The following is a 19,578-nucleotide window of genomic DNA, read 5'->3' as shown; positions in this document are numbered from 1 at the left end:
ATCACGCCCGGCTCCCGCCGGGACGGGTTCGCCGCTGCGGCCCGAACCGCACCGGCACCCCCGGGGAGTACAGCACGCTCACCGGCTCCCCGACGGGCGCGGGCAGCCCGCCCGCCGCGATCAGGTCCTCGTCGCACTCCAGCAGCTCCGCCCGGTGGAGCGGCCACCGGGGATGGACGTTGGGGAGGTAGGCGGTCCGCCCGAAGAGCGAGGTGTGCAGGGCCCACCGGGCGGTCAGGAAGTGCTCCAGCGGCGTGGGTTCGGCGATCGGGTCACCGGGCCGGAGAACGATCCTGCTCCTCGCCCCACGGGGACCGGGCCACCGGCGCCTGCTCGTGTACGTGACGGTGTCGCCGGACCGCTCGATGCCCATCCGGGACCACAGATACGGCAACCGCACCGCGGCCCGCGCCACGAGGACCGGGATGAGCCGGGAGGCGTCGAGCGACCGGAAGACGACGGCGCGCCGACCGTGCTCGTCCACGGAGTACAGCCGGACGTTGGTCTCGGGAAAGGTCCCCAGGTACGGAATCCCCGGCAGCCCGAGCACCCCCACCCGGTACATCCGGAACGCCACGAGCCCCACGTAGGTCGTCGCCCCGTCGAAGGTGTCGGGCACCGTCCCCGACGGCAGCAGCGGCGCGACGTCCGCCGGGTCGACCGCCCAGTGCAGGAACGCCAGATCCAGCCAGGACTGCGTGAGCAGGGGCGGCATCGGGGCGGCGGGCGGGTGCGGCGACACCGGCTCGGGGCTCCGGTCAGGGGTGGACATGCCCGCAGCATCGCAGACGGGCACACCCGCCGACGAGATGCGGCCGCCCCTACCCCTTCCCCTCCTCCGCCAGCTCCGCCACCCCCGTGATCCGGTGCAGCGGGTACGTGCGGACCTCGTCGGCCGTGTGGTCGTAGGCCGTGACGAAGCCGCCCTCCACGCGGACCGGGGCGATCACGCGTTGGCTGGCCGCGCCGTCCGCGTTGACGTAGCCGATCCAGACCGTGGAGCCCGTCATCGCGGCCGCCTGGACCGTGGCCAGGGTCTCGGCGGGGGTGGTGCGGGGGAGGGTGCCGGAGGGGGTGGACCCCGTGGCGCCCTCCTGCGGCTCCTTGCGGGCCACCGTGGCCGCCGTGTCGCCCGCGCGGATGGCCCGGACCGCCGCGCCGAGCAGGGTGTCGTCCGGGACCGGCGGGCCCTCGGGGACCGGGACCGGAGGGGTGCGGGGCGGGGTGCGGCGGGCGCCGGCCCGGGTGATCAGGACGTCGCCCTCGGCGGATTCGGCGGCCGGTGCGTAGCCCATGTCGCGCAGGGCTTCGAGGAGGGAGCCGGGGTCGGCCTGGGAGGCCAGGACCGTGGGGGCCAGGCGGCGCAGGCGCAGGCCCATGGAGCGGCGGTCGGCCAGGATCTCGTTGAGGACCGCCTCGTCGTCGCAGCGTACGTACGCGGCCGCCGCCCCGATCCGCAGGTGCCCGTGGCGGCGGGCCACATCGTCGATGAGGTAGCTCAGCGGCTGCGGCACCGGTGTACGGCTGTGCGCGGCCAGGAACGCGTGCAGGTCGGCTGCCGCCTGCCCGGCGTCCAAGGCGCGGCGGACGGAGCCGGGCGTGAAGCGGTAGACCGTCGCGCCGCCCTTCGACTCCACGTCGGCCAGGACCGAGAGCATGTCCGCCAGCGGGCGCTCCAGCGGGCCCGGCGCCACCGCCGTCAGGTCCGCCTGGAGCAGGACGTGGTCCAGCGGTTCGGGGAGGAGGGGTGACAGAAGGGCCGCCGCCGTCTCCTCGCCCTCGTCCAGGAGGGCCCGGGCCTGTGCGGACAGCGCGCCCCGGCCCGTGATGCCCAGCAGCTCCGCCTCGTTGAGCGTCCACAGGGCCAGCCGGGAGCGGAGGTCCGAGCCCTCCGCCGTCGGTGCCGAACCGCGCAACGGGCGTTCCCAGCGCAGCCGTCGCAGCAGCGTCTCGGCCTCCGGGGCGGTCCCCGGCGGGAGTTCGGCGAACAGGGCCAGCACCCGGCGGCGTACGTCGGGGGCGGCCGAGCGGTCCAGCTCCGGGCCGAGCGCGGACAGGGCCCGCCCCTTGGCGTCCTGGCCGCCGACCAGGCCCGCGGTCCGGGTGGCGGCGAGCCAGGCGGTGGCCAGGTGCGTCCAGCGGTCCTCGGCGGACAGGTCGAGCCACTCGTCGGACGCGGGCGTCGGCGCGTACCGCTCGTCGCTCTCCCCGTCGGAGGCCAGCAGCCCCGCCCCGTAGGCCAGTTCGATCCAGAACGCGGCGATCGGCTCGGACACGTCCAGCGCGGTCGCGGCGCGCTTCAGCTCCCGTACGCTCAGGCCGCCCGCGCGCAGGATCGTCGGGCCGCCGCCGTCCCAGAGCTTCAGCAGCTCCTCGATCGTGGACAGCGCCGTGAACGCCTGGCCCGCCGCCGCCCTGTCCACAGCCTGTGGATCGCGTTCGGCCGCCGCCGCGACGGCCGGGGGGACCGGTTCCGGCACGCGGTGCGCGCGCCCGGCCCGCAGGTGGAGCGCCGCCTCGCGCGGCAGGACCACCGTCCGCGTCGACACCGGCAGCAACAGGCCCCGGTCGCGCAGCCACTTGACGGGAGGAGTCGGGTTGGGCGTGACCTCCCCGTACGGCGGGCCCCACACCAGCCGGTCCAGCACCGACAGCGCCTCCACCGGGGCCGTGTCCAGCAGCTCCGCCATCCGCGTCCGGTCCGTGAACAGGGCGGACAGCGCGGCCACCGCCGAGACCGGGTCGTGCGTCGCGGGCAGGCCCGTCGCCACCAGGATCTCCTGGAGGCGGCCCGGCGACATGCCCGCCGTCGCCTCCGCGACCGTGGGGCCCAGGCCCGTGGGGGAGGGGTGCTGCGGCGACGGGGCGAGCAGTTCGCGGGCGGTGCGCACCAGCCGCAGCCGGTCGTCCTCGCCCCAGACCAGGGCCTGTTCGCGCAGCGTCGCCAGCGCGCCCGGCAGCGCGGCGGTGATCGCCGCGCCCTCGTCGTCGCGCTGCTCGCCGTCGTCGAGACCGTCGCCGGTGAGCAGGGAGAGCAGCGTGTCGTACGGGGCCGGGTCCGGCGCCACCGCCAGTGCCTCGGCGGTCTGCAGCGCGAACCGGTCCAGGTGTTCCAGCGCGCGGACGACCGACGCCCGGGTACCGGCCCGCGTGGCGAGCTGCGTGATGTCGTTCGGCACCGGATTGAGGAGGTCGGGGCGGGCACGCAGCAGCCCGGCCAGCGATTCGTCGCCCCGGGCGCGCAGGGCTTCGGCGAGCGTGCGCGGTGGTGTGGTCGTCCCCATCCGTCCCACGGTAGCCGCTGGAACGCTACCGTCGGGGCAGGGCCGGGTAGAGGGGATGCGCCGCGTGGGGATCGAGAGCGACCAGCTCGTGTACGACTACCTGAGCCGGGTCGGCGACCTGGCTCAGCAGCAACAGCTCTCGTCGGGCGCCCGGATGCGGCTCGTCTCGACGCTGCGGGGCGAGATCGACCGCCGCCGCACCACGGAGGGCGCGGACTCCCCGGCGGCCGTGCGGCGGATCATCGGCAGGCTCGGCAGCCCGGACGAACTGGTCGCCGCGGCGGCGCGGTCCGCCGACGGCACGGTCCCGCTGCCGTCCGCCGGGACCGGTGCGGGCGGCGGCGAGCCGCAGCGGCGGGGGCTGCCCCGGCCCCGGAGCGGGCTGCTGCGCAAGGAGCCGAAGGAGGCCGGTCCCGGCGCGGACGAGGGGCGGGAGGCCACGGCTCCCCGGAAGCCGAAAGCCGGATTCGGGTGGGGCGCGTCGCGCCGCGACCGTGATGCCGGGGACGCACCGGAGGAGCGAACCGGTGCGGCCGCCGTGCCGCGTCCCGGGCCCGCCCCCGACGACGCCCCCGTCCACGCCTGGCCCGACCCCTCTGCCCCGCACATGCTCGGCCAGGACCAGCAGGGCGGCGCGGACGACGCGACCGACTGGTGGCGCCTGGAGCCGGGGCCTTTCGACGAGGGGACCGCCATCCCCGGGTTCTTCGGCGGCATCGAGGCCCCGGAGCTGCTCGGCAGGCGGCCGAGGCCTGTCGACATGGACAAGAAAGGCACGAAGGACGAGGAGGAAGTAGGGGGAGACGGTTCGGCGGGTGCGGCTGCGGGTGACGGCAAGGCCTCGGGCGCCGACGGCACCGCCGACCGTCGCCGCGCCCTGCGCCTCGTGAAGCTCCGCCGCCGCAAACCCGCCCCTGTCGTCGTCGAACCCGCGGTCGCCGCCGCCGCGCCCCGCGGCGGCTTCGCCCACCCGCTGCTGCTCCTGGCCGCCGTCCTGCTCGTCGCCGGCGTGGTCACCGGTTCCTGGCTGCCGCTGGCGGGCGGCTGGCTGATCGCGTACAGCTCGCGCACCCTCTCCCGTACGGAGGCGAAGTGGGCGGCGCTCGGCCTCCCGGGCGTGGTGGCGGCCGGGGCCCTGGTGTGGGTGTGGGGGCGGATGGAGGGGCGCTGGGGCGAGCCGATCCGCGAGGGCGCGATGCGGGACGTCCTGCTGGAGACCTGGCCGGTGGTGGTCCGGGTCGCCGCCGTCGCCTCCGCGCTCTACCTGGTGTGGCGGGCGCGGAGGCGTACGGGGTGAGGGCGGGGCTCCACCGGCCCTGCTCAGGGGAGGACGGCTACTTCGTCAGGCTCTTGTGGAGTTCGCCGAGGATCTTGTCGGCCGCCGTGTAGCCGATGCCCTGGATCCACAGCTGGTCGTCGACCGCGAAGACCTTGCCGTTCTTCACCGCGTCCATGTTCTTCCACAGGCCGCCGCCCGTGGTCTCCGTCTCCTTGGACTTCTTCGGGTCGCCGTACGTCGAGTGGAAGACCACGTCCGCGTCCGCGAGGTCGATCTTCTCGGGGCTGACGTCGTAGGAGAAGCCGTCCTTGGCCTTGTCGGTGATCGCGGGGCGGCCCAGGCCCACATCGGCCAGGATCGTGGCGATGTAGTTCTTCTTGCCGTAGATACGGATGTCCGCGCCCTCGACGAAGCGGACCATGTTGACCTCGGTCGCGGCGACCTTCTCCTTGCCGCCGAGCGCCTTCGTCACGTCCGCCACATGGTCCGCGTACCCGTCCGCGACCATCTTCGCCTCGGCCTCCTTGCCGAGGGCCTCCGCGTGGACCTGGAAGTTCTCCTTCCAGGGGTACCCGGTGTTCTCCGTCATCACGGTCGGCGCGATCTTGGACAGCTCGGCGTACTTGTCGCCGTGCCGGATCTTGCTCGTGAGGATGAGGTCGGGCTTCAGACCGGCGATGGCCTCCAGGTTCGGGGTCATCATCTGGCCGACGTCCTCGATGCCCGCGACCTGGTCCTTCGGCAGGTAGTTCAGGAAGCCCGACGTCACGTCCGCATGGGTCGCGCCGACCGGCTTCACGCCGAGGGTGAGGGCCGAGTCCAGTTCGGCGGTGTCCAGGACGACCACCCGCCGGGGCGCCTTCTTGACCTTCACGTCGCCCATCGCCGTCTTCACCGTACGGGTGGCGTCGGAGCCGGAAGCGGAGTCGGAACCGGAGTCGTCGGACGAGCCGCAGGCGGCCAGGGTCAGCGCGGCGACGGCCGTCAGGGACACGGCGGCCAGGGCACGGGGGCGGAAGCTGCGCAGAGTCATGGTCAGAGGACCTTTCCGGGAGTCGGGGCGGAGGTTGAGGCGGCAGGGGGCGAAGCGGAGCGCGAAGTGGCGGGCGTCGGAGGGGTCCACGGAGCGCCCGGGACGACGAGCGGCGAGCCCGTCACCGGGTCCGGGACGATCACCGCCTCCAGGCCGAAGACCTGGGCGACGAGTTCGGCCGTGACGATGTCCCCGGGGGCGCCCTCCGCCACGATCCGGCCCTCCTTCATGGCGACGAGACGGTCCGCGTACCGGGCGGCCTGGTTGAGGTCGTGCAGCACGGTGACGACCGTACGGCCCCGGGTGCCGTCCGCGGCGGGGGCCGCCAACTGGCGTACCAGGTCAAGCACTTCCACCTGGTGCGCGATGTCCAGATACGTCGTCGGCTCGTCGAGCAGCAGCAGGTCCGTTTCCTGGGCCAGCGCCATCGCGATCCACACCCGCTGGCGCTGACCGCCCGACAGCTCGTCCACCGGCCGGTCGGCCAGCGCCGTCACATCCGTACGGGACATGGCGTCCGTCACCGCCCGCTCGTCCTCGTCCGACCACTGCTGCCACCAGCTCTGGTGCGGCTGACGGCCCCGCGCGACCAGGTCGGAGACGGTGATCGCCTCGGGCGCCACCGGGGTCTGCGGGAGCAGTCCGATGGACCGGGCGATCTGCTTGGTCGGTATCCGCGCCAGCTCCGTACCGTCCAGCAGGACCGCCCCGCCGCGCGGCTTCAGCAGCCGGCCGAGTGCCCGCAGGGTGGTGGACTTGCCGCAGGCGTTCGGGCCGACGATGACGGTGACCTGCCCGTCGGGCACGGTGAGGTCCAGCTCGTGGACCACGGCGCGGTCCTCGTACGCGAGGGTCAGGGAACGGGCGGCCAGGCGGGAGCCCGGCTGCGCCGCGTCGGTCGTCGGGCTCGGGCCCGGGCTCGCGTTCGTGCTTCGGCTCGGGCTCATGCGGTGCCTCCACTGCGGCCGCGGTGACCGCGGATGATCAGCCAGATCAGATACGGGGCGCCGACCGCCGCCGTGAGGACGCCCACCGGCAGTTCGGTGGGCGAGAACAGCCTGCGGGCCAGCAGATCGCCGAGGACGACGATCACCGCGCCCAGCAGCGCCGAGGACAGCAGGGGGATCTGCGCGGTCCGGGTCATCCGGCGGGCGATCTGCGGGGCGAGCAGCGCCACGAAGTCCACCGGGCCCGCCGTGCCCGTCGCCACGGACGCCAGGACCACGCCGAGGGCGACGAGCCCGAGCCGTACGCGCCCCAGGCGTGCGCCCAGGCCGGTCGCGGTGTCGTCGTCCATCGTGACCGTGCGCTGCGCGCGGGCCGCCCAGGCGATGGCGGGCAGCAGCACCAGCAGCGTCCAGCCGATCGGTGCGGCCTCCGGCCAGCCCCGCCCGTTCAGCGAACCGGTCATCCAGATCTGCGCCTGCTGGGCGACGAGGTAGTCGCCCTTGGTCAGGAACAGCGTGGTCACCGACCGCAGCGCGACGGCGAAGCCGATGCCGATGAGGACGAAGCGGGTGGCGTGCAGGCCGCCGCGCCAGGCGAAGACGTAGACGAGCGCCGCCGCGGCCACTCCGCCGATGACGGAGAGGTAGGGCAGGACCGTGTACGAGGTGATGCCGAAGGTCATCGCGCCGACCGTGAGCGCGCTCGCGCCCTGGCTGATGCCGATGATGTCGGGGCTGGCCAGCGGGTTGCGGGCGACCGTCTGGATCAGCGCCCCGGCGACCCCGAACGCGGCGCCGACCAGCAGCCCGACGACCAGGCGCGGCAGCCGCAGCGTGCCCACGACCAGCTCGGCCGACGACGGCTGCCCGAGGATCACCTTCACGACCTCGCCGGGCGCGACGAAGCTCTCCCCGACACAGAGGTAGGCGACGCAGACGGCGGCCAGGAGGACGACCAGGGCCGCCGCCACGACGGACGCCCTGCGGTGCAGCAGGAACCGGCCGCGCGGCCCGGCCTTCACGACGGCGTACCCGGCGGGCCGGACCCGTACGGACCTGTCGGTCACCGGCGTACCGCTCATGCCGGCACCGCCTTCCGGCGGACCAGGGCGACCAGGAACGGCACTCCGATCAGCGCCGTCATCACGCCCGCCGGGACCTCGCTCGGCGGGAACACGATCCGGCCGACGACGTCCGAGACGAGCAGCATCACGGGCCCGATCAGCGCCGCCATGGGCAGCACCCAGCGGTGGTCGTTGCCGACGACCGCGCGGGCGATGTGCGGGACGGCGAGCCCGATGAACGCGATCGGCCCGGCGGCGGCGACCCCGACCCCGGTCAGCACGGTCGCCCCGACACCGCCGGTGATCCGGACCGCCGCGACGTTCTGCCCGAGCCCCTTCGCCACGTCCTCGCCGAGCGCGAGCGCGTCCAGGCCGCGGGCGACGGCGAGCACGAGCACCGCCCCGACGAGGAGGAACGGCCACACCTGCTGGACGACGTCCGCATCCCGGCCCGCGATCGAACCGACCTGCCAGAAGCGGAACTCGTCCAGCGCGGACGCCTTCGTCGTGAGGATCCCCATCGTCACCGACACCAGCAGCGCGTTGATCGCGGCCCCGCCGAGCGCGAGCTTCACGGGCGTCGCGCCACCGCGCCCCCTCGACGCGATGGCGTACACGGCGACCGAGGCGACGGCCGCGCCAGCGAAGGCGAACCAGACGTACCCGGTGAGCGTGTGGACCCCCGCGAACGCGATGGCCATCACCACGGCCACCGACGCGCCCTGGCTGATGCCGAGGATGCCGGGGTCGGCGATGGGGTTACGGGTGATGCCCTGGAGCACCGTGCCCGCGAGGGCCAGCGCCGCGCCGACCATCAGCCCGATGAGCGTGCGCGGCACGCGCAGGGTGCGGATCACCTCGGCGGCGTCCGAGTGCCCGCCGTGCAGCAGGGCGTCGACCACCTCGCCCGGCGGGATGGAGCGCGCGCCCACGGCGAGGCTCAGCAGGACGGCCAGCAGCAGGGCGGCGAAGGCCGCGGCCGTCGCGGTCGCGCGGCGGGTGAGGCGGGGCGCACGGGGTGCGCGGGGCACACCGGGGGGCGCGGCGGCCCGCACGGGCGCTGACGCTGACATGGGAACCCATCGGGAGATCGGGACGGACGCGGAAGGCGGGCGAGCGGGCGAGCGGTACGGACCGGACCGGGCCGGGCCGGTAAGGCTTGGCTAAGCGCGCGCTTCAGTCTAGGCGGCCCGATTTCGCCGCCGAAGGGGGCCGGTCGGCAGAATGGCGGGCATGGCTTCCACGGTTCAGCACCCCGTCCACCACCCCGTCCCCAACCCTCTGACGGTCGGCTTCGACCTCGACATGACGCTCATCGACTCCCGCCCCGGCATCGCCGCCGCCTACCGGGTCCTGGTAGCGGAGACGGGGGTGCCCATCGACATCGACCTGGTGGTGAGCCGCCTCGGGCCGCCGCTGGAGGCGGAGCTGGCGCACTGGTTCCCGGCGGCCGAGGTGCCCGCCGCCGCCGGCCTCTACCGGGCGGCCTACCCCGACCACGCGATAGCCCCGAGCACGGCGCTCGCCGGGGCGCGGGAGTCGGTGGCCGCGGTGCGGGCACTCGGCGGCCGCGCGATCGTCGTCACGGCGAAGAACGAGCCGCACGCGAAGCTGCACCTGTCGTACCTCGGGATCGAGCCGGACACGGTGATCGGCTCGCTGTGGGCGGAGGCCAAGGGCGAGGCCCTGCGCGAGCAGGGCGCGCAGGTGTACGTCGGCGACCACACCGGCGACGTGCGCGGGGCGCGGGTGGCCGGAGCGCTGTCGCTCGGGGTGACGACGGGCCCGTGCGACGCGGCGGAGCTGCGGACGGCGGGCGCGGACGTGGTGCTGGAGGACCTGACGGGCTTCCCGGCCTGGCTGGCCGCCTTCGCCGAGGAACGGGCGGCCTAGGGGAGCCCGGCCCCTACGAGTTGGCGGCCCGTTTCGGCGAGTTCACCCACGCCGAGCGGACCACGCCCACCCCGGCGATCAGGAACCCGACGCCCATCAGCATGCAGACGCCGTACGCGATCGGCGGGAACGGGTCCGTACCGAGGAACAGGGGGGCGACGGTGACCAGTGTGGCCAGTGCGCCGACGAAAAAGACGATCGCGCCGACCTGAACGAGCCGGTCGCCTGCGCCTGAAGGAGTAGTACTCACGCGACCAGGGTAGTTCCCAGCCCGGAGGAACTCTCCGGCGACGTCTTGTCACCGGCCGTAGGGCCATTAGCCTGGGACCGGGCGGGTCACGGTGACCCGCTGTATTGCTATCCGGTGCTTTTCGGAGCCGTTTTCCGGCTCTCCCGCACACCGACGAGTACGAGGACGAGGACAGACGTGCCCACCGGCAAGGTCAAGTGGTTCAACAGCGAGAAGGGCTTCGGCTTTCTCTCCCGCGACGACGGCGGCGACGTCTTCGTCCACTCGTCGGTACTCCCTGCCGGAGTCGACGCACTCAAGCCCGGCCAGCGCGTGGAGTTCGGCGTGGTCGCGGGCCAGCGCGGCGACCAGGCCCTTTCCGTGGTGGTCCTCGACCCCACCCCGTCCGTCGCGGCCGCACAGCGCCGTAAGCCGGACGAGCTGGCGTCGATCGTGCAGGACCTGACGACGGTCCTGGAGAACATCACGCCGCAGCTGGAGCGGGGCCGCTACCCCGACAAGGCGGCGGGCGCGAAGATCGCGGGCCTGCTGAGGGCGGTCGCCGACCAGCTCGACGTGTAGGCCCTGCCGTACCGGTCAGGCCTGGCTCTCCGCGAGGAGCCGGGCCGACCGGCCCAGGGCCGCGCGCACCGCGCCGCCCCGGGTCAGCGGCGCGCGGTCGACCCCGGCGAAGAGCGCGACGAGCGCGATGTCCGCGGCCACGGCCCGGCCCGTCGTCCGCACTACCAGCTTCCTGCCGCCGCCGAGCCCCGACTGCTTCGCCGTGAGCGCGACCCCGGGGTCCTCGTCGTCGGCCCGGCGGGTCAGGACGAACCGCTTCCGGCTCACCGCCCGCAGCCGGTAGTGGTCGCCGCCGTACCGGAAGTGCAGAGCACGGGCCCGGAGCGTCAGGCCGAAGCGGTTGCGCCGCAGGTGGACCATGGCGTCGCCGACGCGGAGCGTCGAACCGTTGAGCGTCGGCAGATCGGTGGCCTCGGTGTGGATGCCCCGGGTCTCGAACACCGCTGTGGGTATCGAGGGGCCGCGCACCTCGGAGACCACGCTGCCCGGGGTGTGCTTGAGGGGCAGCGGGGCGGTGAGGACGACCTCGCCGAACCCCGGCACCGTGCCCCGGAGGCCGGAGCGCCGCTCGTGGGTGCGGCCTTCCTTCCAGAACTCCAGGGTGAACGGGCCGATCGCGGTGTGCACAGGAAAATCCTCCGGTTGTCCGCCGCTCGCTGCTCGCCGCTCACCGCCCGGTCGCTCAGGGAAACGCCAGCGCGTCCGGCCCCAGTGGCGGAACCAGCCCCTCCGCCGCCGCGCGGGTGAGCAGGCCGCGGACCGCCGCGTAGCCGTCCTCGCCGAGGTCGGCGGTGAACTCGTTGACGTACAGCCCGATGTGCTGGTCCGCGACGGCCGGGTCCATCTCCTGGGCGTGCTCCAGGACGTACGGCCGGGAGACCTCCGGGTGGTCCCAGGCGAGGCGGACCGAGCTGCGGGCGGCGTCGGCCAGGCGGCGCAGGGTCTCCTCGCCCAGGGAACGCTTGGCGATGATCGCGCCGAGCGGGATCGGGAGGCCGGTGGTGTCCTCCCAGTGGCGCCCCATGTCGGCCAGGTTGTGGAGCCCGAAGTTCCGGTACGTGAAGCGGGCCTCGTGGATGACCAGTCCCGCGTCCACCTTGCCGTCCCGTACGGCGGGCATGATCTCGTCGAACGGCATCACGACGACCTCGCCGACGCCGCCCGGGACCATCTCCGCCGCCCAGAGCCGGAACAGCAGGTACGCCGTCGAGCGCTCGCTCGGCACGGCGACGGTCCGGCCGGTCAGGTCGAGGCCCAGCTCCTTGCCGAGGACCAGGGGACCGCAGCCCCGGCCCAGCGCCCCGCCGCACGGCAGCAGCGCGTACTCGTCCAGGACCCAGGGCAGGACCGCGTACGACACCTTCAGGACGTCCAGCTCACCGCGTTCGGCCATGCCGTTGGTGACGTCGATGTCCGCGAAGGTCACGTCCAGCGCGGGCGCGCCGGGGACCCGGCCGTGCGCCCAGGCGTCGAAGACGAAGGTGTCGTTGGGGCAGGGCGAGTAGGCGATCCGGATCGCGTTCCCGGACGGGCTGCCGCCGGCTGTGGTGTCGGTGTCGGTCGTCATGCCGGTTTCAACCTTCCAGGTCCTCGTGGCTGTTCCAGCCTTGCAGTACGGGCGCCGCCTTCCCGAAAGCGTCCGTGAGCGCGGCCAGCGCGTCTCCGATGCGCCAGGCGTCCCGGTCGCGGGGGCCGACGGCGTTCGAGACGGCCCGCACCTCCAGTACGGGCACGTCGGCCCGGGCGGCGGCCTCCGCGACCCCGAAGCCCTCCATCGCCTCGGCCAGCGCCCCCGGGTGCGCGGCGAGCAGGGCGCCGGCGCGTTCGGCGCTGCCGGTCACGGTGGAGACGGTGAGCACGGGGCCGGCGGCCGCGCCGGTGGCGGCCGCGACCTTCCGTACCAGCGCGGGCGGCGGGGTGAAGCGGTCCCGGCCGAAGCCGAGCGCGGTCACCGGCAGGAAGCCGTCGGCGGTCTCCGCGCCCAGGTCGGCGGCGACGATGCCGTCCGCCACGACCAGCGAGCCGAGCGGGGTCACGGGGGTGAACGCCCCGCCGATCCCGGCCGAGACGACGAGTCCGTACGGAGCGGACGCCGATGCCCCGGACGCCAGGGCGAACGCGGTGGCCGCCGCGGCGGCGGCCGGGCCCGCACCGCCCGCCAGCACGTCGAACGCGCCGCGGCGGTGCAGCTCGGCGCCCGGCAGCGCCACGCGCTCCTCAGCGCCCCCGAACGCACGCGTGACCGCGTCCCGTTCCACCGGGACAGCGGTCACGACGAGCACACGCACGGATGCCAGCCTCACGGTCGAGGACGGGGAGCAGGGGGATCGGAGCGGGAGAGCAGGGAGAAGAGGTGATCCCGGGGTGTCCGGGTCAGCCCTTGTCCTTGTTCTCGAACCGGAACTGCCAGACGCCCGTGAGCTTCTTGCCCTTGGTCTCCACGATGGAGACGTTCGTCTCCTCGGCGGTCTGGCCCGTCTGGCTGGCGAGGAACGCGTTGCCGGGGATCGTCCGGTACGTGTTCTTGTACGGCTCCTGCTCGGCCTGCTGGCCGTTGATGAAGAGCGTCCAGCCGTTCTCGGCGATCTCGGGGTCGACGCCGAAGCGGACCTTGTCGTCCATGGAGATCTTGACGACCTTGCCCGTCTTCTTGTTCAGGCAGCCCTGGATCAGCGATTCCTTGATCGCTTCGCCGTCGTTGTAGCAGGCGGCCTCGGTGTTCACCGAGTCGCTGCCGACCGTCACGGTCGCGAGCGGCGTCGGCTTGTCGCAGGCGGACAGGACAAGGAGTCCCGCGGACACGGCACCAAGAGCGACGCCGATTCGACGGCCCTTACCGGAGAAGAACGCAACGGTCATGGGCCGAAGGCTATCGGTCGCCTCCGCTCACGCCACGCGGGGGTGCGGCGTGCCGCGCCGCGCGGCCCCCAGGAGGCCCCGTACGGAGGCGGCCGCCCCGAGCGCGAGGATGCCCGCGGCGACCGACATGCCGAGCACCGCGTTGAGCGGCAGGGCGATGCCGATACCGCCGCCGACCACCCAGGCCATCTGGAGCAACGTCTCGGACCGGGCGAACGCGGAGGTGCGGACCTCCTCGGGCACGTCCCGCTGGATCATCGCGTCGAGCGACAGCTTGGACAGGGCCTGGGTGAAGCCCGCGACCGCGCCGAGGGCCGCCACCAGCGCGGTCGAGAAGAACACCGCGGCGAGGATCGCCACGCTCAGCGCGAGCCCCAGCACCGTCGCGACGATCACCTCGGGTCCGCGTGCCCGGAGCCAGGAGCCCACCGCCGTACCGCAGGCGTTGCCGACCCCGGCCGCCACGCCGACGATGCCGAGCGAGACCGCCGCGCTCTGCCCCGCCAGCGGGTGCTCGCGCAGCAGGAACGCCAGGAAGAAGATGAGGAAGCCGGAGAGGGCGCGGTGCGCGGCGTTGGCCTGGAGGCCGTGCAGGACGGACCCGCCGACGGACCGCAGGCCCGGCGGCCGCTCCTTGGCCGGTTTCTCCCCGTTGCCCGCCTTGCCGCCGCCCCTGCGCAGCCCGGCCCGAGGGCTGCCGGTCCGCCCCGACGCCTTGCCGGGGGCGGGCCGGGAGGGGATGCCGCCCTCGTGCGGGACGATCAGCCGCGCCCGGCGCTCGCCCTTCGCGGAGTCGACCTTGTGCGGCAGGGTGAAGGCGAGGAAGGTCCCCGCGACGAAGATCGCGCACGCGCCGTAGAGCGGCCAGGCGGAGCCGATCATCTGGAGGCCGGCCCCGATCGGGGCCGCGATCCCGGTGGCCAGCAGCCCGGCCAGGGTGACCCGGGAATTGGCCTTCACCAGGGAGAAATTCGGTGGCAGGAGGCGCGGCACGACCGCGCTGCGCACCACGCCGTACGCCTTCGACGAGACCAGGACGCCCAGCGCGGCCGGATACAGCTCAAGACCCCCGGTGGCGACCGCGCCCGACATGGTGATCGCCAGCAGCGCACGGGCCAGCATCGCGCCCGCCATCGCGGCGCGGCGGCCGTGCGGCAGGCGGTCCAGCAGCGGGCCGATCACCGGGGCGAGCAGGGTGAAGGGGGCCATGGTGATGGCGAGGTAGAGGGCGACGCGCCCGCGCGCCTCGTCGGTCGGCACGGAGAAGAAGACGGTGGAGGCGAGGGCGACGGTGATCATGACGTCGCCCGCGCCGTTCACGGCGTGCAGCTCGATCAGTTTCCCGAGGCCGGATTCCCCCGCGCCGTGGGCGTGCGTCGCCTTGCGGATGGAGCGTGCCGTGCCGGTGAACGGGGCGCGCAGGGCACGGCCCGTCGCCCGTCCCGCCCTGCGGAGCGGGCCGGGGCCGTCGTGCGACCTGGCGGCTGTCACCTCGTCATAGTGCCCCACCACGGCCCGTATGAACGGTGATCGGCCACGGACTCGCGCGCGACGCGGGGGGTGACGCCCTGTCGGGCGAGCGGCGGCGGCGCCCCGCGCGGACGGGTGCCGGTCGCCGGGTGCCGGTGGAACGGATACGGCACGTTTGGGACGGGCAGGTGGGCGCAGCGCGGCGGAGAGGGTAGCGTGCGTAACGCGCCACCGGCGGTTGTTCTTGGCCGCGCGCCTCTCGGCGATCCCGCAGAATGGGTGGCAGAAGGCGCGCCCGAGGCAGGCACAACGGGTGTGGACGTCGACGCGGCCCCCAGGTCCGCTCCGCCCGCACTTGTCTGGCCGAAACGGCAATCGTGCAGCAGCTGGCGCGCTCGTGAGACTGGCGTATGGAGAGAAGCGAAGACCTGTGAGTGCTGCGACGACCACGCGAAGCCGTACGACCCGTGCGACCCGTACCCCTGTTCCCGACCGCCTGTGCGCCGAGGCGGTCGACCTCGCCCGCTCGGCCGCCGAGGAGGCCGCCGCGCCCGGTGTGGTCGGCGAGCACGTCGGCGTGGTCTCCGAGGGGGACCGGGTCGTCACGCACTACTTCGAGGCCAAGGAGCCCGGCTACCGGGGCTGGCGCTGGGCGGTGACGGTGGCGCGGGCCTCCCGCGCGAAGAACGTCACCCTGGACGAAACGGTGCTGCTGCCGGGGGCGGACGCGCTCCTGGCGCCGGAGTGGGTGCCGTGGAGCGAGCGGCTGCGCCCCGGCGACATGGGCCCCGGGGACCTGCTGCCCACCGAGGCGGAGGACCTGCGCCTGGAGCCCGGCTGGACCGGCGAGGACGAGCCGCCGCCGAACTCCGTGGTCTCCGACGAGCTGGCGGAGCTGGCCGACTCGGAGGACGCCGAGCTGACGGACCGGCCGGTGGCCGCGACCAGCCGGGGTTCCATCGCCTCGGTGGCGGAGGAGCTGGGTACGCGCCGGGCGCGGGTGCTGTCGCGGTACGGGCTGTACGAGGCGGCCGACCGCTGGGACGAGGCGTTCGGCCCGAAGACGCCGATGGCCCAGGCGGCCCCGGCGACGTGCGTGAGCTGTGCGTTCCTGATCCCGATGGCGGGCTCGCTGAAGCAGGCCTTCGGGGTGTGCGCGAACGAGTTCGGTCCGGCGGACGGGCATGTGGTGTCGCTGGCGTACGGGTGCGGTGGGCACTCGGAGGCGGCGGTGATGCCGAAGCCGGTGCGGCCGGCGGACCATGCGCTGGACACGATGCGGGTGGACGCGTACGCGCTGCGGCCGGAACGGGGCGAGGGCTCGGTCCCCGCCGAGCCGGACGGCGCGTCGGAGGACCTGGGCCACTCCTGACGCTCCCACCCGGCCGTACCACCCAGCCCGTCCGGCGTTTGAGGGCGGAACCGTCGACGTGGTCCGGGGTACGGCTTCGCGGGCCTGGGTTCCTGGAACCTGTTCAGTGACCGCTCACCGGAGCATGGGTTCCGTCCTCAAACGCCGGACAGGCTGAAACGGATCGCCGGACGGGCTGAAGGCACTGCCGGGCGCGCGCGGTACCTTCGGGCGCACACTGGGCCGCACAGGCATACGCGGGCCACCCACAACGCGGACGGAGTCGAGAGCGTGAGCATGAAGGCGACCGAGGGGGCCGATCCGTTCGGGACGGCACGGCTGCGGCGCGGCGTGCTCGACGCGTGGGGCGCCGGGCCCGCCCGGTTCCGGGAGGACGCCAACGCCGAGGAGGACCTCGCGCTCGGTGGCTACCGCGACCGCCTCGTCGTCGAGCTGGCCCAGAACGCCGCCGACGCCGCCGCCCGGGCCAGGACCCCCGGCCGGCTCCGCCTCACCCTGCACCCAGCCGCCCCCGGCGACCCGGACGCCCGCTGCGTGCTGGCCGCCGCCAACACCGGCGCACCCCTCGACGCGACCGGCGTCGAGTCCCTGAGCACCCTGCGGGCCTCCGCCAAGCGCGAGGGCCACGAGTCCGCGGTGGGCCGCTTCGGTGTCGGGTTCGCCGCCGTCCTCGCGGTCAGCGACGAACCGGCCGTGCTCGGCCGCCACGGCGGCGTCCGCTGGTCGCTGGCCGAGGCCCGCGAGCTGGCCCGCCAGGCTGCCGTCGGCTCCCCCGGCCTCGGGGACGAGCTGCGCCGCCGCGACGGACACGTACCGCTGCTGCGCCTGCCGCTGCCCGCCGAGGGCTCCGCGCCCGAGGGGTACGACACCGTCGTCGTGCTGCCGCTGCGCGACGGCACCGCCGAGGACCTGGTGGCCCGGCTGCTGGCCGCCGTGGACGACGCACTGCTGCTCACGCTGCCCGGCCTGGACGAGATCGTCATCGAGACCCCGGACGGCACACGCACCCTGAGCCGGTCCCAGCACGGCCCGTACACGCACATCGACGACTCCGCGCGCGGCCTGAACCGCTGGCGTACCGTCCTCCACCACGGGCCCATCGAGCCCGCCCTGCTCGCCGACCGTCCGGTCGAGGAGCGGCTGCGGCCGCACTGGTCGGTGACCTGGGCGGTCCCGGTCGACGAGTCGGGCGCCCCGCTCCACCCCCGTACGGCACCGGTCGTGCACGCCCCGACCCCCACCGACGAACCGCTCGGCATCCCCGCCCTGCTCATCGCCTCGCTGCCGCTGGACACCGCCCGCAGGCACCCCGCGCCAGGGCCGCTGACGGACTTCCTGGTGGAGCGGGCGGCCGACGCGTACGCGGAGCTGCTGGGCGCCTGGCGGCCCGTGTCGACCGGGACGATCGACCTGGTGCCGGGCCAGCTCGGCAAGGGCGCGCTGGACGGGGCCCTGCGCGGGGCGATCCTGGCCCGGCTGCCGAGGGTCGCGTTCCTGGAGCCCGCCGCGCCCCGGGACCCCGAGGCGGAGAGCGGCTGGGGCGACGACTGGGACCAGGACCAGGACCGTACGGAGAACACCTCCGCCCTGCGGCCCGTCGAGGCCGAGGTCGTCGAGGGCGTCGGGGCCGAGACCGTACGGGTCCTCGCCGAGGTGCTGCCCTGTCTGCTGCCCGCAGGGCTTGAGCGCCGCACCGAACTGCGCACCCTCGGCGTCGCCCGCGTACCCCTGACCGAGGCCATCGACCGCCTCGCCGGTCTGGAGCGCGACCCCGCCTGGTGGCACCGGCTCTACGACAGCCTCGCGGGCACCGACCCCGACCGGCTCACCGGCCTCCCCGTCCCGCTCGCGGGTGACCCGGAGGGCGAGCAGGCAGGCCGCCCGCCGCGCACCACGATCGGGCCGCGCCAGATCCTGCTGCCCCTCCCGGACGCGCTGACCGGCCCGGTCCTCGGCCGCCTCTCCCGGCTCGGCCTGAAGGTCGCCCACCCGGACGCCGCCCACCCCCTGCTGGAGAAGCTCGGCGCCCTGCCCGCCACGCCCCGCGCCGTACTGACGACCCCTCAAGTGCGCGCGGCCGTCGCCGGATCGCTGGACGCGGGGGAGATCTGGGACGAGGACGCGCTCGACGCCGACGAGCTGGCCGAGACGGTCCTCACCCTCGTACGCGACGCCGAACTCGCCCCCGGCGACGAGCCGTGGCTCGGTGCGCTGGCCCTCCCCGACGAGGAGGGCGAGCCCGCCCCCGCCGGTGAACTGGTCCTCCCCCGAAGCCCGTTCGCGCAGATCATGCGGGAGGGGGAACTCGCTCTCGTCGAGCAGGAGCTGGCCGACCGCTGGGGCGAGGCCCCGCTGACCGCCTGCGGGGTGCTCGCGACCTTCGCCCTCGTCCGGGCCACCGATGTCGTCCTCGACCCGGACGAACTGGAGCCCCGCGACAGCGACTTCGCCGAACCCGACGACGCCGGGCTGCTGGACGCCGTCGACGTCTGGTGCGAGGACCTGCTCGACCAGCTGCCCGAGACACCCGTACCGCCGGTCGCCACCGAGATCGTCGCCGTACGGGATCTGGACCTGGTCGACGACGACGCCTGGCCCCAGGCCCTCGCCCTGCTGGCCCAGCCGCCGTTGCGCGACGCTCTGACACAGCCGGTGAGGGTGCTGCTCCCGGACGGGACGACGCAGTCCGTGCGCCCGTACACCGCGTGGTGGCTGCGCGACCACCCCGTGCTGGACGGCCGCCGCCCGGCCGGACTCCGCTCGGCGGGCAGTGACCCGCTGCTGGCCGGGCTGTACGACGCGGTGGACGCGACCGGCTTCGACGACGCCCAGGTGCTGCGGGCCCTGGGGGTGCGGACCTCGGTCGCCGCCCTCCTGGACGAGCCGGGCGGCGCGGCCGAACTGCTGGGCCGCCTGGCCGACGAGGACCGCCCCGTCACCCCCGTACAGCTGCACGCGCTCTACACGGCCCTCGCCGAACTGGACCCGGACCAGGTGACGTTGCCGGACGAGCTGCGCGCGGTGGTGGACGGGGAGGTCGCGGTGGCCGACGCGGCGGACGCCGTGATCGCGGACGCCCCGGACGTGCTGCCGCTGACGGAGGGCCTGCCTCTGCTCCCGGTCGCCCCGTCCCGGGCCGCCGAACTGGCCGACCTGCTCCAGGTGCGCCGCCTCGGCGAGACGGTCGAGGCGGATGTCACCAGCGCGGGCGAGGAGCACCGCGTACCGGAGCCGGTCCGCGTCCTGCTCGGCCCCGCCACCCCCGAGGCGTACATCGAGCACCCCGAACTCCGCGCGGGCGGCGTCGAACTGGACTGGCGCCGCACCCCGGACGGCGTCGTCCACGCCGCCACCCTGGAGGGCGTGGCGGCTGGTCTCGCCTGGGCGGCGGGCCAGTGGCCCCGCCGCTTCGAGGTCGCGGCCCTGCTGGAGGACCCGTCGCGTACGGAGGAGCTGGCGCGGGACCGCTGGTTCGACTGATCCGCCGTAGGGCGCGAGCTGCGGCTTCACAGAAAAGTCACAGCTTCGTACAACCGTTCACGTGATTCGCCTGTCTGTTCCTGTGA

General features: G+C 74.4%; 17 protein-coding genes. 5 read left to right on the top strand and 12 right to left on the bottom strand.

Translation table 11 applies throughout. From position 1 onward, the window contains the following. Position 1: 1 nt before the first annotated feature. Positions 2-772, bottom strand: a complete 771-nt coding sequence (locus IE134_RS03890) for a YqjF family protein (RefSeq protein ID WP_030709752.1) — start codon at positions 770-772, stop codon at positions 2-4. A 49-nt stretch (positions 773-821) separates the two neighbouring features. Continuing rightward, the gene (locus IE134_RS03885) at positions 822-3,284 is read right to left on the bottom strand and encodes a helicase C-terminal domain-containing protein (protein ID WP_098896071.1); all 2,463 of its coding nucleotides are present in this window, start codon (positions 3,282-3,284) and stop codon (positions 822-824) included. 55 nt (positions 3,285-3,339) lie between these two features. Between IE134_RS03885 and IE134_RS03880 the strand changes: the two genes are divergently transcribed. Next, entirely contained in the window at positions 3,340-4,581 is a 1,242-nt protein-coding gene (locus tag IE134_RS03880) for a chromosomal replication initiator protein DnaA (protein ID WP_189429576.1), read from the top strand. A gap of 37 nt (positions 4,582-4,618) precedes the next feature. Here the strand turns inward: IE134_RS03880 and IE134_RS03875 are convergent, their stop codons facing one another. The 4 genes from IE134_RS03875 to IE134_RS03860 are packed head-to-tail and all read right to left on the bottom strand — an operon-like array spanning position 4,619 to position 8,680. Next, positions 4,619-5,596 carry an ABC transporter substrate-binding protein gene (locus IE134_RS03875; protein WP_189429574.1) on the bottom strand — a complete coding sequence of 326 codons (978 nt, stop codon included), beginning with the start codon at positions 5,594-5,596 and terminating at the stop codon, positions 4,619-4,621. 2 nt (positions 5,597-5,598) lie between these two features. Next, positions 5,599-6,543 carry an ABC transporter ATP-binding protein gene (locus tag IE134_RS03870; protein ID WP_229823289.1) on the bottom strand — a complete coding sequence of 315 codons (945 nt, stop codon included), beginning with the start codon at positions 6,541-6,543 and terminating at the stop codon, positions 5,599-5,601. After that, on the bottom strand, positions 6,540-7,625 hold the full coding sequence (locus IE134_RS03865; protein ID WP_189429572.1) for a FecCD family ABC transporter permease: 1,086 nt from the start codon (positions 7,623-7,625) through the stop codon (positions 6,540-6,542). The genes IE134_RS03870 and IE134_RS03865 overlap by 4 nt, the downstream gene beginning before the upstream one ends. Further along, positions 7,622-8,680 (bottom strand): FecCD family ABC transporter permease, encoded by a 1,059-nt coding sequence (locus IE134_RS03860; protein WP_189429571.1) that lies wholly within the window; start codon positions 8,678-8,680, stop codon positions 7,622-7,624. Before IE134_RS03860 ends, IE134_RS03865 begins: the two co-directional genes overlap by 4 nt. A 160-nt stretch (positions 8,681-8,840) precedes the next feature. Between IE134_RS03860 and IE134_RS03855 the strand changes: the two genes are divergently transcribed. After that, positions 8,841-9,500 (top strand): HAD family hydrolase, encoded by a 660-nt coding sequence (locus IE134_RS03855; protein WP_030709738.1) that lies wholly within the window; start codon positions 8,841-8,843, stop codon positions 9,498-9,500. A 13-nt stretch (positions 9,501-9,513) separates the two neighbouring features. On the opposite strand, the gene IE134_RS03850 is transcribed toward IE134_RS03855, so the two are convergent. Beyond that, the gene (locus IE134_RS03850; RefSeq protein WP_010064844.1) at positions 9,514-9,750 is read right to left on the bottom strand and encodes a hypothetical protein; all 237 of its coding nucleotides are present in this window, start codon (positions 9,748-9,750) and stop codon (positions 9,514-9,516) included. Between the two features lie 177 nt (positions 9,751-9,927). Between IE134_RS03850 and IE134_RS34515 the strand changes: the two genes are divergently transcribed. After that, positions 9,928-10,311: a cold-shock protein gene (locus IE134_RS34515; protein ID WP_006126557.1), complete on the top strand. Its 384-nt coding sequence runs from the start codon at positions 9,928-9,930 to the stop codon at positions 10,309-10,311. A 15-nt stretch (positions 10,312-10,326) separates the two neighbouring features. On the opposite strand, the gene IE134_RS03840 is transcribed toward IE134_RS34515, so the two are convergent. From IE134_RS03840 to IE134_RS03820, 5 genes are all read right to left on the bottom strand, one after another. Continuing rightward, entirely contained in the window at positions 10,327-10,938 is a 612-nt protein-coding gene (locus IE134_RS03840; protein ID WP_030709736.1) for a hypothetical protein, read from the bottom strand. A gap of 55 nt (positions 10,939-10,993) precedes the next feature. After that, a complete protein-coding gene (locus IE134_RS03835; RefSeq protein ID WP_098895766.1) occupies positions 10,994-11,878 on the bottom strand; it encodes a 1,4-dihydroxy-6-naphtoate synthase in 885 nt (294 codons plus the stop codon). A gap of 7 nt (positions 11,879-11,885) precedes the next feature. Continuing rightward, entirely contained in the window at positions 11,886-12,599 is a 714-nt protein-coding gene (locus IE134_RS03830) for a futalosine hydrolase (RefSeq protein WP_030709732.1), read from the bottom strand. Between the two features lie 85 nt (positions 12,600-12,684). Beyond that, a complete protein-coding gene (locus tag IE134_RS03825; protein ID WP_030709730.1) occupies positions 12,685-13,170 on the bottom strand; it encodes a hypothetical protein in 486 nt (161 codons plus the stop codon). A gap of 27 nt (positions 13,171-13,197) precedes the next feature. Beyond that, positions 13,198-14,661, bottom strand: coding sequence for an MFS transporter (locus tag IE134_RS03820; RefSeq protein WP_030709726.1), 1,464 nt, complete (start codon positions 14,659-14,661; stop codon positions 13,198-13,200). A 409-nt stretch (positions 14,662-15,070) separates the two neighbouring features. On the opposite strand from IE134_RS03820, the gene IE134_RS03815 reads away from it, so the two are divergent. Both IE134_RS03815 and IE134_RS03810 read left to right on the top strand, forming a co-directional pair. Continuing rightward, positions 15,071-16,012, top strand: coding sequence for a DUF3027 domain-containing protein (locus tag IE134_RS03815; protein WP_030709725.1), 942 nt, complete (start codon positions 15,071-15,073; stop codon positions 16,010-16,012). Between the two features lie 276 nt (positions 16,013-16,288). Further along, positions 16,289-19,492: a sacsin N-terminal ATP-binding-like domain-containing protein gene (locus IE134_RS03810; protein ID WP_189429924.1), complete on the top strand. Its 3,204-nt coding sequence runs from the start codon at positions 16,289-16,291 to the stop codon at positions 19,490-19,492. Positions 19,493-19,578 lie beyond the last annotated feature (86 nt).

Source organism: Streptomyces rubiginosohelvolus (assembly GCF_014649875.1).
Classification (GTDB): Bacteria; Actinomycetota; Actinomycetes; order Streptomycetales; family Streptomycetaceae; genus Streptomyces; species Streptomyces rubiginosohelvolus.
The sequence above is the reverse complement of the archived record's forward strand: the minus strand, read 5'-3'. Positions and strand labels throughout refer to the sequence as shown.

Coding starts and splice junctions, on each gene's coding strand:
- IE134_RS03890 (WP_030709752.1), bottom strand. CDS start 772: ATGTCCACCCCTGACCGGAGCCCCGAGCCGGTGTCGCCGCACCCGCCC.
- IE134_RS03885 (WP_098896071.1), bottom strand. CDS start 3,284: ATGGGGACGACCACACCACCGCGCACGCTCGCCGAAGCCCTGCGCGCC.
- IE134_RS03880 (WP_189429576.1), top strand. CDS start 3,340: ATGCGCCGCGTGGGGATCGAGAGCGACCAGCTCGTGTACGACTACCTG.
- IE134_RS03875 (WP_189429574.1), bottom strand. CDS start 5,596: ATGACTCTGCGCAGCTTCCGCCCCCGTGCCCTGGCCGCCGTGTCCCTG.
- IE134_RS03870 (WP_229823289.1), bottom strand. CDS start 6,543: ATGAGCCCGAGCCGAAGCACGAACGCGAGCCCGGGCCCGAGCCCGACG.
- IE134_RS03865 (WP_189429572.1), bottom strand. CDS start 7,625: ATGAGCGGTACGCCGGTGACCGACAGGTCCGTACGGGTCCGGCCCGCC.
- IE134_RS03860 (WP_189429571.1), bottom strand. CDS start 8,680: ATGTCAGCGTCAGCGCCCGTGCGGGCCGCCGCGCCCCCCGGTGTGCCC.
- IE134_RS03855 (WP_030709738.1), top strand. CDS start 8,841: ATGGCTTCCACGGTTCAGCACCCCGTCCACCACCCCGTCCCCAACCCT.
- IE134_RS03835 (WP_098895766.1), bottom strand. CDS start 11,878: ATGACGACCGACACCGACACCACAGCCGGCGGCAGCCCGTCCGGGAAC.
- IE134_RS03825 (WP_030709730.1), bottom strand. CDS start 13,170: ATGACCGTTGCGTTCTTCTCCGGTAAGGGCCGTCGAATCGGCGTCGCT.
- IE134_RS03810 (WP_189429924.1), top strand. CDS start 16,289: ATGAAGGCGACCGAGGGGGCCGATCCGTTCGGGACGGCACGGCTGCGG.